12 protein-coding genes are annotated in these 12,466 nt (G+C 71.4%); 6 read left to right on the forward strand and 6 right to left on the reverse strand.

Annotated elements, in window-relative coordinates:
- Positions 1 to 2,674: sensor histidine kinase (locus tag ETD86_RS47250; protein WP_211370754.1), on the reverse strand; the 2,674-nt coding region annotated here is incomplete at its 3' end.
- Positions 2,671 to 3,354, reverse strand: coding sequence for a response regulator transcription factor (locus ETD86_RS47255; protein WP_211370755.1), 684 nt, complete (start codon positions 3,352 to 3,354; stop codon positions 2,671 to 2,673). The genes ETD86_RS47250 and ETD86_RS47255, both read right to left, overlap by 4 nt.
- Positions 3,355 to 3,425: 71 nt before the next feature.
- Between ETD86_RS47255 and ETD86_RS47260 the strand changes: the two genes are divergently transcribed.
- The 3 genes from ETD86_RS47260 (at position 3,426) to ETD86_RS47270 (ending at position 5,689) form a co-directional block, all read left to right on the forward strand.
- On the forward strand, positions 3,426 to 4,280 hold the full coding sequence (locus ETD86_RS47260) for an arylamine N-acetyltransferase family protein (protein WP_138673165.1): 855 nt from the start codon (positions 3,426 to 3,428) through the stop codon (positions 4,278 to 4,280).
- Between the two features lie 9 nt (positions 4,281 to 4,289).
- Positions 4,290 to 5,378, forward strand: coding sequence for a protein kinase domain-containing protein (locus ETD86_RS47265; RefSeq protein ID WP_138673166.1), 1,089 nt, complete (start codon positions 4,290 to 4,292; stop codon positions 5,376 to 5,378).
- A gap of 116 nt (positions 5,379 to 5,494) precedes the next feature.
- Entirely contained in the window at positions 5,495 to 5,689 is a 195-nt protein-coding gene (locus ETD86_RS47270) for a hypothetical protein (RefSeq protein ID WP_138673167.1), read from the forward strand.
- Between the two features lie 41 nt (positions 5,690 to 5,730).
- Here the strand turns inward: ETD86_RS47270 and ETD86_RS47275 are convergent, their stop codons facing one another.
- Together ETD86_RS47275 and ETD86_RS47280 are read right to left on the reverse strand one after the other, a co-directional pair.
- Positions 5,731 to 6,042 (reverse strand): DUF3817 domain-containing protein, encoded by a 312-nt coding sequence (locus tag ETD86_RS47275; RefSeq protein ID WP_138673168.1) that lies wholly within the window; start codon positions 6,040 to 6,042, stop codon positions 5,731 to 5,733.
- A gap of 3 nt (positions 6,043 to 6,045) precedes the next feature.
- Positions 6,046 to 6,828 carry an SURF1 family protein gene (locus ETD86_RS47280; protein ID WP_170223661.1) on the reverse strand — a complete coding sequence of 261 codons (783 nt, stop codon included), beginning with the start codon at positions 6,826 to 6,828 and terminating at the stop codon, positions 6,046 to 6,048.
- A 106-nt stretch (positions 6,829 to 6,934) separates the two neighbouring features.
- Between ETD86_RS47280 and ETD86_RS56155 the strand changes: the two genes are divergently transcribed.
- On the forward strand, positions 6,935 to 7,108 hold the full coding sequence (locus tag ETD86_RS56155) for a hypothetical protein (protein WP_170223662.1): 174 nt from the start codon (positions 6,935 to 6,937) through the stop codon (positions 7,106 to 7,108).
- A gap of 97 nt (positions 7,109 to 7,205) precedes the next feature.
- Positions 7,206 to 8,660, forward strand: coding sequence for a flavin-containing monooxygenase (locus ETD86_RS47285; protein WP_138673169.1), 1,455 nt, complete (start codon positions 7,206 to 7,208; stop codon positions 8,658 to 8,660).
- A 1-nt stretch (position 8,661) separates the two neighbouring features.
- Here ETD86_RS47285 and ETD86_RS47290 read toward each other — a convergent pair whose 3' ends face one another.
- Positions 8,662 to 9,201, reverse strand: coding sequence for a TetR/AcrR family transcriptional regulator (locus tag ETD86_RS47290; RefSeq protein ID WP_138673170.1), 540 nt, complete (start codon positions 9,199 to 9,201; stop codon positions 8,662 to 8,664).
- A gap of 5 nt (positions 9,202 to 9,206) precedes the next feature.
- Positions 9,207 to 9,821 carry a LysE family translocator gene (locus tag ETD86_RS47295; RefSeq protein ID WP_138673171.1) on the reverse strand — a complete coding sequence of 205 codons (615 nt, stop codon included), beginning with the start codon at positions 9,819 to 9,821 and terminating at the stop codon, positions 9,207 to 9,209.
- 102 nt (positions 9,822 to 9,923) lie between these two features.
- On the opposite strand from ETD86_RS47295, the gene ETD86_RS47300 reads away from it, so the two are divergent.
- Positions 9,924 to 12,466 (forward strand): ATP-binding protein (locus ETD86_RS47300; RefSeq protein ID WP_246149352.1); only part of this gene is annotated, 2,543 nt, incomplete at its 3' end.

Raw genomic sequence — 12,466 nt, forward strand, 5'->3', positions numbered from 1 at the left:
CCCCCGACACGGCCAGCGCCCCCAGCCCGGCTCCCGCCACGAGCAGGATCGTCACCAGCCAGTCGGCGTCACGCACCGCCGCCATGGCGATCAGCCAGTACGCCGTCAGGCCGAACGCGACGGTCCACGGCGTCATCCGCCGCGCGACCGCCGGCAGCGCCGCCGCGCCCAGCACCATGGACACCAGCACGATCCCCAGCCCGACCTGCGCTTCGGGCAACGCCACGGCCGCGAACACCCCTGCTCCTGCCGCGGCGGGCAAGAGCCATCGGGGCGGCTCGGGCAACTCGGGCCTCGGGAACAACGGCGGTGGCACGTACGGCGGCGGCGTCTGCCCCCGGTACGGCTCGGTCGCCTGGCCCCGGTGCGGATCGCCCGCGTACGTGCCTGCTTGCCCCACATGCACCGCCCTCTGCCCCGCCGGTTGCCCGGCACCTGACCCGGCTGTCTGCCCAGCCGCCTGCCTCATGGCCTCGCCGCCGGCCTGCGCCGCCGACCGGCCTCCCGCCTGGATCCCTGGCTGGGCCACCGTGTGGTACGCCGACTGGTAGGCAGCGGCGGCAGCGCGGCGTCCTGAGCCGGCGCCCAGGGCCGCGCCGACCGCCCCTATGATCGCGACGCACAGAACCAGCGTGACGAGGGCCATCGCGTCCCCCACGGTCACGCTGACCAGGACGGCGGCGAACATGCCGACCAGGAAGCCGATCAGCACCCCGACCACGCCGCCGCCGATCATCTTGGCCAGCGCGCTGCCAGGAGTCGGCGGGATCGGCGCGCCGGGCGCCGGTCCCGCGACCGCACCACGCCCAGCCCCGCCGACCCGACCCGCGCCTACCGGACCTGCGCCTACCGGACCTGCGCCGACCGGACCGGTGGCGCCGACCGCCATCGCGGCGGCCCCAACAAGACCGGCCTCGACCGCGTTGGCGCTCCCACTCACGGCTCCCGCAGCCGGCGCGCCGCCTGCGGCCATCGTGCCTCTGTCGGCTGCCGCACCATCGGCCGCGGCTACCGCGCCGCCTGTGGCCAGCGCGGCTATCGCGGCTACCGCGCTTCCCGCGGCTGCCGCGCCATCGGCCGCTTCGCCGTTGGCGGCCATGGGCCTAGCAGGCACGGCACCGCCGTCCGCCGTGGCACCCGCACCGCTCGCCGCGCTACCCGCCTTAGCGGCCCCATCGGTGTTGACGGTGATGCCAGCGCTCACAGCGTCGGCGGCGCTCAGGCCAGCGGCGCTCAGGGTGCCGGCGGCGCTCAGGGTGTCCGCGGCGCTCACGGCGTCGGCGGTTCCAACGGCTTCGGCGGTGTGCGCGTAGAGTGCGCCGCTGGTGGTGCTTTCCGCGTTCGGGGTGATCATGGCGTTCGCAGCGGGCGGGCCGCCGGTGGTGTCCGCGGAAGGCGGAGCGTGTCCGGCGATCGCCGTGCCGCTGTCGGCCAGGCGCGCGATCGCGCCGTCCTCGGTGGGAGAAGCCGCCGTGACACCGGCGACCGCGACCTCGTCCGGGCCGGCGCCCGTCACGGCGGGCCCGTCCGGAGCAGCGGTCACCGGGCCAGGCGCGGCTGGGACACGGCCCGGCGCCCAGGCGCCGGCCCCCGTGACGACGTTCTCCTCACCGGGAACGGCGACCGGGCCCGGCCGTGGTTCCTTCGCCGCATGCGGCTCCGCCTCCAACGGCGCGTCAGCCATCGTCGTCCTCCCTGGTAAGTCGACGATCATGCGGCACCCCGCACCATCGTCGATGCGAATGGAACCCCCGTGCAGCTCGACGATCTCCTTCACGATGGCCAGCCCCAGCCCCGCGCCCCCGGAGTCGACCGCCCGTCCGGTGTCCAGCCGGGAGAAGCGTTCGAAGACGCGCCCCCTGGCCGTGACCGGGATTCCCGGCCCCAGGTCGGCGACGATCATCCGCACCCCGGTCCCTTCGGCCGCCCCGCGCACGGTCACCACGCCGTCCGGGGGGCTGTGGCGTACGGCGTTGTCGAGGAGGTTGGCCAGGACCTGCGCGAGCAGGTCGGGATCGGCCCGCACCACCAGTTCGCCGGGCACGTCGGCCCGGATCACGACGTCCTCGCGGGCCAGCGAGGCCTCGCGCGCCGCCTGGTCGATCAGCGGCGCCAGCTCGACGGCCTCGGGCTCGATGAGCCGCACCCCCGAGTCCAGCCGCGACAGATCCAGCAGTTGCGCCACGAGCCGCCCGAGGCGCTCGGTCTGGGCGAGCGCGGTCCGCATGGTGACGGGGTCGGGCGCGGAGACGCCGTCCACGACGTTCTCCAGTACGGCACGCAAACCCGTGATGGGGGTGCGCAGCTCATGGCTGACGTTCGCGACGAGCTCGCGGCGCTGCCGGTCCACCTCGCCGAGGTCGGCTGCCATCGCGTTGAACGCCCTGGCCAGCTCACCGACCTCGTCCCGCGAGGTGGCACGCACGCGCAGCCCGTAGCGGCCCTTGGCGATCGTCTGCGCGGCGCTGGCCATCTGGCGCAGTGGCTTGGTCATCCCCATGGCCAGGACCTGCACCATGATCAACGCCAGGACGACGGCGACCGCGATGCGTACCTCGCGGGAGAACCCGGAGTTGATCCCGACCTCGTTCACCACGAAGGCCGTCCCCACGGCCAGCACGATCACGATGCCGAGCTTGACCTTGATCCGGCCCAGGAAGTCGAGCGGCCTCATTGGCGCACCAGCGCGTAGCCGACGCCGTGCACGGTCCGCACCACGTCGGAGCCGAGTTTGCGGCGTAACGCCCGGACGTGGCTGTCCACGGTCCTGGTCGCGGCGGCCTCGGAGAAGCCCCACACGTCGGACAGCAGCCGGTCGCGCTCGAAGACCTGCCCGGGCCGCTCGGCCAGGCGGCGCAGCAGGTCGAACTCGGTCCTGGTGAGCTGCGCCTCGATCCCGCGCACGAACACCCGGCGGGCCGCGGTGTCGATCTCCACCTCGCCCACCCTGATCACCGTGTCCTCGACGGCGAGCTGGGCCGCCCGCTCCACCCTGCGCAGCAGCGCGTGGATCCGGGCCACCAGCTCGCGCATGCTGAACGGCTTGGCCAGGTAGTCGTCGGCCCCCACCCCGAGCCCGACCAGCACGTCGGTCTCCTCGCCGAGCGCGGTCAGCATGAGCACCGGCACCGGCCTGGCGGCCTGCATGCGGCGGCACACCTCCAGCCCGTCGAGCCCCGGCAACAGCCGGTCGAGGATCACCAGGTCGGGGTCCGCCTTGCCGTACTGGATGAGGGCGTCCTGCCCGTCGCCGGCCACTCGGACGTCGAAGCCCTCGGCGGCCAGCCGATTCCGTACGGCCAGCGCGATCGTCTCATCGTCCTCGACCACGAGGATGCGTCGCTGCTCTGCCACGTACAAAGAGTAGAAGCGCCCTGTGCAGACGACACCTCCTTAAGCGTGCACATACGGTGCAGACTTGGCTGGTGAACACCGCCGGATACCTTCGCCGCATCGGCCTGCCCAGCCTCCTCAACGCCCCGGTCAGCGCAGAGAACCTGCGTGCGCTGCACATCGCGCACATCGAGAAGGTCTCGTACGAGGCCTTGGAGATCTGGCTGGGCCGTCCCACCACCGTTGATCCCCTCGAATCCGCCGAGCGCATCATCGGTGGCCGAGGAGGCTACTGCTTCCACCTCAACGGCGCCTTCTCCGCGCTGGCCACGGCGCTCGGCTACGACATGACCAGGCACGTCGGCGGTGTGCAGAACCGGGGCGGCGAGCCCGGCATCACCGCCAACCACCTGGTGCTCACCGTGCGCGGCCTGCCGTCCGACGACAATCCCGGCGGCGAGTGGCTGGTGGACCTCGGGCTCGGCGACGCGTTGCACGAGCCGCTGCCGCTGGTCGCGGGCACGTATCGGCAGGGACCCTTCGAGTACGTCCTGCGCCCGTCGGAGGTCGCACCCGGCGGATGGCGGTTCGACCACGATCGGAGTGGCTCGTTCCAAGGAATGGATTTCGGTCTGGCACCGACGGACATGTCGGCGTTCGCGGAGATGCACCACCACCTGTGCACGTCGCCGACGTCCGGCTTCGTCCGCGTGGCCTCGATCCAGCGGCGGGACGCGTGGGGTGTGGACAGCCTGCGCGGACTCGTCCTGTCCCGCATCGGTGCCGGCGCCAATTCGGTCACGTTGAGCACGGCACAGGACTACTACGCGGCGCTGGCGGACATATTTCTGCTGCCGTTGGACGACGTGAGCGCCGCGGAGAAGGAGAAGCTCTGGCGCAGGTTGCACGACGCGCACGAGGTCTGGCTGGCCGGCGGCCCGGCATGATGGCCACGGGTGCGGACGGAGGTTATCGTGCACCTCGAAATGGGAGAGACCAGCAGGAAGCTGGCCGGTAGATACCGGCTGCTCAACCCCTTGGGCGAGGGCTCCGTGCGCCTGGCCTTCGACGAGCCGGGGCACCGGGACGTCGCGGTCAGGCAACTGCGGATCCCGGCCGAACTGCATGATGCGGCGCTGCGCCGGGCGCGCCGGGCGATGGAGCTCCGGCACGCCTCGATCGTGCGCGTGCTCGACGTGGTGGTCGAGGACGGCACGCCGTGGCTGGTCATGGAGTTCGTCGCGGGGTCGTCGCTGGAGCAGACCGTGCGCTCGCGCCGCCCACTCCCCATCATGCAGGCGGCCAGGGTCGGCGTCGGCGCGTTGTCCGCGCTGACGGTCGCGCACGCGGCGGCGATCGTGCACGGGCACGTCGAGCCCGGCAACGTGCTGCTCACCAGGACGGGCCGGGCGGTGCTGACCGGGTTCGGGCTGCCGAGCCGCAGCACGTGGCCGTCGGCCGACCTGTGGTCCCTGGGCGCCACCCTGCACTTCGCGCTCGAGGGGCGGCCGCCGGGCCAGTCACCGGCCGAAGGCCCGGACCCGCTCAGGTCGCTGATCAGGGCGATGCTGCACCCCACGGGCCCGCCGCCGGTGGAGGTGATCCGCGAGACGCTCGAACGCCTGGCTCTCGACCAGCCGCTCGACCTGCTCATCGAGTCGCTGGGGCCGCTGCCGCCCGCCGAGGTGGCCGCGATCGGGCTGGCCGCCATGGACCGGCTCCAGCGCGGCATCCACGGCGGGGTGCAGCCAGGGAACGTTCTCATCGACGCGCACGGCCGGGCGACCCTGCTGCCGTCGCTGCGTTCAGGCACCCTGCCCGCGTACACAGCTCCGGAAGGCGTCCAGAGTCCGGCGGCCGACCTGTGGTCGCTCGGGGCCACGCTCTTCGCCGCCGTCGAAGGCACGCCGCCCGCGCCGGGTGCGCCGCTCGGCCGGGCGGGACCGCTTGCCCCGATCCTGTTCAGGCTGTTGTCGGGCGACCCCACCGACCGCCCGTCGCTGGACGAGCTGCGCCGGGAGCTGGGATCCGTGGCGGGTAATTGAGATACATCGCGAGTGGGAACCAAGACAATAGGCTCACTCGTTGGATCCACGACGCAGAATGTGGAAGAGGCGGGGCGTTCGCTCCGTGCTCGAAAGAAGCTCGGAGGAAGTTGACTATGTCGCCAGTCCAGAAGTACGCCATTGGCGCGGGCGCCGCGGTTCTGCTCTCGTTGATCATCTTCGGAACCGGATGGATCACCTTGCTGGTCGTCCTCGGCGTGGTCGCCGCTCCGGTGGTCGGCTATTTCATGCTCGACCCGTCGCAGCGCGAGCGGCTCAAGAGGGTCCGCAAGCGCGGCATCGGCCGCTGAGCCCGGCTGAGCCCGCTGAGCTCACGGCCGGCGGAGGCCGCTCAGGCCTCCGCCGCGGCCAGCGCCGACTGCACGCGCTGGGTCACCCTGCGCTCGACGTAGAACGACAGGAACGGCACAGTGCCGCCGAGCATGACGCCGAGCATGTACGGCCACGTCCAGCGTGCCTTCATGCCCAGATTCATGACCGTGAGCAGATAGATCATGTAGAACCCGCCGTGGATCGGTGCGGTGATCTTCGACATGGTCGCGTCGCCGAAGCCGTAACGCAGCACCATGGCGACGCAGAGCACGAGCAGCATGACGCCGACCACGTAGGCGAGCACCCGGAAGGGCTTCAGGGCCGATTCCACGATTTAACCTTCCAGAGCCATCTGAGGGGACTTGGCGCGGTCCCGATCCGCCCGTACGGCGTCGCGGACGAAATGGAACCACATGAAAACGGCGAATCCCGCGAAGATCCACCAGTTGGCGGCATATGCCAGATTACGCCAGGTCAGCGTCCCGCCGACCACCGGCGGCGCCACCTTGACCTGGGTCAGCGAGCCGGACGGCGGCTGCGCCACCACATAGCCCGTGCGCACCTTCTGGCCGGCCCACAGGTTCACCAGCTCGCCCGTGGACACCGTCTGGACCTGGCCGGCCGGCAGGCCGTCGGCGCGCCGCTGCACGCTGTCGGTGCCCTGCTGGGGCCGCAGCCGCCCGGCCACCGCGACCCTGCCCTGCGGCACGGCGGACACCGCCGGATCGTCGGTCTTGGCCACCCAGCCCCGCACCACCGGCATCAGCGTGCCGTCGTCGAGCCTGAGCGGCGTGAGCACCCAGTAGCCGTCCTCGTGGGAGGCCTTGCCGCCGGGGGCGTCGACATCGGCCCGCCGGTCGGCCACCAATAGCTGGCGGGCTGCCTCGTACACGCCTTCCGCCGTGACCCTGCGGCCGACGGCTTCGCCGTTCATCTGCGCGCCCACCGGGGCGAGCGTGGCGACCGCGACGGGCCCGGGATCGGCGGCGGCCTGAGGTTTTCCCGAATCTTGGAAAACGCCGAGCTGCCAGCGCCCCAGGACGATGAACGCGATCAGGACCCCGATCGTGAGCAGGTGCAACCCCATGACGCGGGGTGAGAGGAGGGTCCTGAGCATGCATCAAAGCTATCCGCCGGGTGGGGTGGTCCGCTCATCAGGGGGATGTCTACAGATCCCGCCAAACGGCACAAACGGCACAGCTGATCACGCTAGGCTGCTGGCCATGTCTGACCAGCACATCGACCCCGCGGGCAACACCCAGGCCTTCCGAGCGTTCGCGCACGCGCGCGAGCAGGAGGCCGCGGCGAAGCCCAAGAAGTCGCCCCTGCTGCCCATCGTCGCGGTCGTCGCGGTAATCGTGATCATCGGCGTCGCCGCCTTCCTCCTCCTCAGGTAGGCCCGAGACCAGGGATGACCCGCCACGACGCCGTGGCGGGTTTTCGTGGTTCTCTGATATGACCTACATTGGACAAAGAGTCCAATAGGAGGTCCTCGTGGGCGACCCAGGGTTAGTGATCATCGGCTCCGGCTTCGCCGGGATCTGCATGGCCATCAAGCTGAAGGAAGCCGGCTACCACGACTTCGTCATCCTGGAGAAGGCCGCCGAGCCGGGCGGCACCTGGCGTGACAACACCTATCCCGGCTGCGCGTGCGACGTGCCGTCGCACATGTACTCCTTCTCGTTCGAGCTCAACCCCGGTTGGTCCCGGATGTTCGCCCCGCGGCAGGAGATCCAGGCCTACCTACGCTCGTGTGCGGACAAGTACGGCGTGACCCCGCACATCCGGTACGGGAAGAACGTCTCCTCCCTCGAGTACGACGACGAGCGCCGCACCTGGTCGGTCACCACCGAGGACGGCGAGACCCTGCGGACGAACGCGGTGGTCGCCGCCAAAGGCGCCCTCCACATCCCAAAGTTTCCCGAAATTTCGGGACGCGAGTCGTTCGTTGGCCCCGCCTTCCACTCCGCCGAATGGGACCACTCGGTGGATCTGACCGGGAAACGTGTCGCCGTCATCGGCACCGGCGCCTCCGCCGTCCAGTTCGTCCCCCAGATCGCCCCGGGCGCCGCCCACGTCACCGTCTTCCAGCGCACGCCCCCGTGGCTCATCCCCAAGCCCGACTTCGCCTTCTCGCCCACCGCACGCCGCCTCCTCCGCCTGCCCGGCGCGACCAGGACCCTCCGCAACGCCCTCTACTGGGCGCTGGAGACCAGGGCGCTGGGCTTCGCGGTGCACCCACGCCTGATGAAGCCCCACGAGAGACTGGCGCTCAGGCACCTGGAGGCACAGGTCCCCGACCCTGAGCTGCGCCGCGCCCTCACCCCCGGCTACCTGATCGGCTGCAAGCGCGTCCTGATCTCCAGCGACTACTACCCGGCCCTGACCAGGGACGACGTCACTCTGGTCACCGACGGCATCGCCGAGATCCGGGAGCGCTCGATCGTGGACGCCGCAGGCGTCGAGCACGAGGCGGATGTGATCGTCTACGGCACCGGCTTCAAGGTGGTGGACGCGCTCGCCGGCCAGAGCGTCATCGGCCGGGGCGGGCTGACGATCCAGGACGCCTGGAAGGACGGCGTCGAGGCCTACTACGGCATCGCCACGAGCGGTTTCCCGAACCTGTTCTTCCTGCTCGGCCCGAACACCGGCCTCGGGCACAACTCGGTCGTGTTCATGATCGAATCGCAGGTGCGCTACGTCGTCGAATGCCTGCGCCTGCTCTCCAGGACCCAGGCGAGGGCCCTCGACGTCCGCCCGGAGGCGCAGCGGGCGTTCAACCGGCGGCTGCGCGCGCGGCTCGACCCGCTGGTCTGGAACGCGGGCGGCTGCCATTCCTGGTATCTGGACGAGCATGGAGTGAACCGGACGATCTGGCCGGGCTTCACGTTCGAGTACTGGGCGCGTACGAGGAGGGTGCGGTCCGACTCGTACGAGCTCATCTACTGACTCAGATGCCGTCGAGCAGTGCCGCCACCGCCGCGTCGGCGAAATCGTCCGTCACCCGCAGGCCGCGGAACACCGCGCGCATCCACACGGCCCCCGCCAGCATGTCGACGATCAGCATCGGGTCGGCCGACTCCTTGAGCTCGCCCCGCCGTACCGCACGTTCGAAGATCTCCCGTTCCCGCGCGAACCGGTCGGCGAAGAACCGGTGGGCGTCCAGCTCCGGATGGCGGACGGCGGCGGCGAGCGCGGCGACGGCGATGTCGCCGGACGGACGCTCGGTGAGGAGCCGTGTGACCGCCTCGACCAGCGACACCAGGTCACCGCGCAGGCTGCCCGTGTCCGGCGGGTCGAATCCGAGCACGTCCGCCTCGATCAGCGCCGCCCCCAGCAGCGCGGCCTTCGACGGCCACCACCGGTAGATCGTCGTCTTGTTGACGCCCGAGCACTCGGCGACCCCCTCCACGGTCAGCCCGTCGTAGCCCTTCTCCGCGACCAGCCGCAACGTCGCATCGAAGATCTCCTGCTGCTTCCTCGGCGCCATACGGGTCATTTTCTCCCGGTGAACGCCGTGGCCACGCCCAGGCCGAGGTAGACGACGCCGCTGACGTACCGCAGGGTCCTGGTCCGCTTGGCGAGGCGGGTGCCGAGGGCGCCGGCCGTGCACGCGTACACGATGTCCGCGAGCAGGCCCACAAGCAGCAGCGTCAGGCCGAACACCAGCACCTGCAGTGCGGGGGAGCCGGCACCGGGGTCCACGAACTGCGGCAGGAACGCCAGGAAGAACAGCGCCACCTTGGGGTTCAGCACGTTGACCAGCACGCCTTCGAGAAAGACCTTGCGCAGCGGCTCCGGGGGCGGCGTACGGCCCTCCTCGTGTTCGCCGGTGAACGCGCGGATCCCCAGATAGACCAGGTAGGCGACACCGGCCCACTTGACGAGGGCGAACAACGTGGCCGACTGCGAGATCAGGTACGACAGGCCCGCCGCTGCGGCGGCGATGTGCACGAGCGTGCCCATCTCCACGCCGAACGCGCTGGCCAGTCCCGCGGCGCGGCCCTGAGCGAGCCCTCTGGCGGTGATGTAGAGGTGGTTGGGGCCGGGGATGAGCACCAAGGCGAGCGAGGCGCTGACGAAGAAGACGAAGGTTGTCGGAGAGATCACGAAACAGTAGCTTAGGGCGGCTTTGGTATCGCCATGAGGGCCAATGCCAGGCCATTTTCCTGGACCAATCGGCTGTCGGTGCGGCGTGGCATAGTTGCTGGCGTGAACGGTCTTCTCGTCGGGCGCTCAGCTGAGCTGGCCAGACTCGTGCGGGTGCTCCAGTCCGCCACCGAGGGCACGGCCGGCGTGGCGCTCCTCTGCGGGGACGCGGGCATCGGCAAGACCCGGCTGGTCGCCGAGCTGGTCGAGCAGGCCCGAGAGCGCGGCGTCCACGTCCTGGTCGGCCAGTGCGCCGAGCTGGGCGACGCGCTGCCCTACCTGCCGCTGGCCGACGCCCTGCGCGGCGCCGAGCCGGCCGTGCGCGAGGCCGCCGCCGCCCATCCCATGCTGGGCCAGCTGCTGCCCGGCACGGAGAGCGCGCCCTCGACCGGGCTCACCCAGCAGCGGCTGTTCGGCTCGCTGCTCGGGCTGCTGGCCGACGTCCAGCCGGTGCTGTTCGTGATCGAGGACCTGCACTGGGCCGACCGCTCCACCCGCGACCTGCTGGTCTTCCTCAGCCGCATGGTGCAGACCGAGCAGGTCTGCGTCGTGGGCACCTATCGCACCGACGACATTCACCGCCGCCATCCGCTGCGGTCCGTGCTGGCCGAGCTCAAGCGTCTGCCGACGGTGACGAGCGTGGAGCTGGGGCCGCTCAGCCGGGGCGACCTGTCGGACTACGTCACCACGCTGGGCGAGGTCGACGCCCGCGAGCTGGGGGAGATCATCGGGCGGGCCGACGGCAATCCGTTCTACGCCGAGGAGTTGTTCGCGGCCGTGGCGGAGGGCGACAACCTGCCCGACGGGCTGGCCAGCCTGCTCATGACCAGGGTCGAGGTCCTGTCCGAGTCCGGCCAGCAGGTGCTGCGGGCCGCCGCCGTGGCCGGGCGGCGGGTGGAGGACGAGCTGCTGCGGGAGGTGTCGGGGCTGCCGCTGGCCGAGTTCGAGGAGGCGGTCAGGGAGATCGTCTCGCGCGGGCTGCTCAGGGTCGACGGCTTCGGCTACACCTTCCGCCACGCGTTGTTGCAGGAAGCGGTCTACACGGACCTGCTGCCCGGCGAGCGCACCCGGCTGCACGCCGCCTTCGCCCGCCTGCTGACGTCACCGGCCGAGCTGGCGCACCACCACCTCGCGAGCCACGACCTGGCGGGCGCCCTGGCGGCCTCCGCCGAGGCGGGCCGGCTGGCCGAGCGGCTGGGTGCTCCCGCCGAGGCGCACAGCCACTACGACCAGGCGCTGAGCCTGTGGGAGCGGGTGGAAGGCGCGGCCGAGCTGGCCGGGGAGAGCCGGCTCGCGCTGGCGTTCCGCAGCGCCGTGATGGCCGCCGACAGCGGCGACAACCACCGGGCGGTCGTGCAGTTGCGCGCCCTGCCGCAGACGTCCGAGGTCAGCGAGCGCCTGGCCTACTACCTGTACGAGACCGACGACCAGCCGGGCGCCGGCGCGGCGGCCGAGCACGCGGTGCAGAGCGCCGAGGACCAGGCCGCGCTCGCCCGCGCCCTGGCCACGCAGACGCGCACCCTGCTCTGGAGCTCCCGCCACCGGGAGGTGGAGGCCCTCGCCACCAGGGCGCTGGAGACGGCCCGCGCGGCCGGGGCCAAGGACGCCGAGGTCGGCGCGCTGATCACGCTGGCCTCCTACGTCGAGCACCGGGGCGACGTGACCAGGGCCCACGAGTTGTTCGAGCTCGCCTCCGCGGGCAACACCGGAGATCTGGCCATGGACCTCCGGGCCCGCTTCCAGCACGCTCGCATCCACTACGAGCAGGGGCTGCTCGGCGCTGCCGCCGAGATGGCCGACGAAGGCATCCACATGGCCTTCGACACCGGGCTCAAGTGGAGCACCTACGGCACCGACCTCCGCTTCCTGCGGTTCATGATCCATTACGTGGCGGGCGAGTGGGACGAGGCGGAGGCCATGGCCGGCAGTTTCCCCGTGCGGGTCGGCACCCTCTCCGAGGCGATTCTGTCGTCGTTCTCGCTCTTCATCGAGGTGGGGCGGGGCCTGCCCGCGGTCGAGAGCCGGCTCAGCTGGCTGCGGCCGTTCTGGTCGGAGGAGCTGGCCGTCTACATGTCGAGGGGGATGGCCGCTGAGCACGCCCTGTGGCAGGGCGACCCGGCCGCGGCCCTGGAGCACGTACGCGCGGCCATGGCGCCGCTGGTTCCCGGTGACCCCGGCCTGTTGCGGACGGCCGCCGTCGGGTTGTGGGCGATGGCCGAGCTCGGCACCACCGAGGGCGCCGACGACCTGCTGGAGCGTGTCCGCTTCGCGGTCGAGCGCGGCCCCACCGGCGAGCCCGGGCATCTGGGGCCGGAAGGGCTCGCGTGGGCGCTGCGGGCCGAGGCGGAGTGGCACCGCGTCCACGGCCGCCACGACGTGGAGCTGTGGCGGAAGGTGGTGTCCGCGTTCGACTTCGGCTTCGTGTACGAGGTGGCGCGGGCCCGCTGGCGGCTGTCCGAGGCGCTGCTCGCGGCCGGTGACCGGGCCTCCGCGCAGGCTGAGTGGGAGCTGGCCAGGGAGACAGCGGGCAAACTGCGGGCGACGCCCCTGGAGAACGCGCTGCTGGAGTTCGGGCGGCGGGCCCGGTTCGGCGGCGGGGGCCAGGG

It is taken from the genome of Nonomuraea turkmeniaca, assembly GCF_005889735.1.
Classification (GTDB): domain Bacteria; phylum Actinomycetota; class Actinomycetes; order Streptosporangiales; family Streptosporangiaceae; genus Nonomuraea; species Nonomuraea turkmeniaca.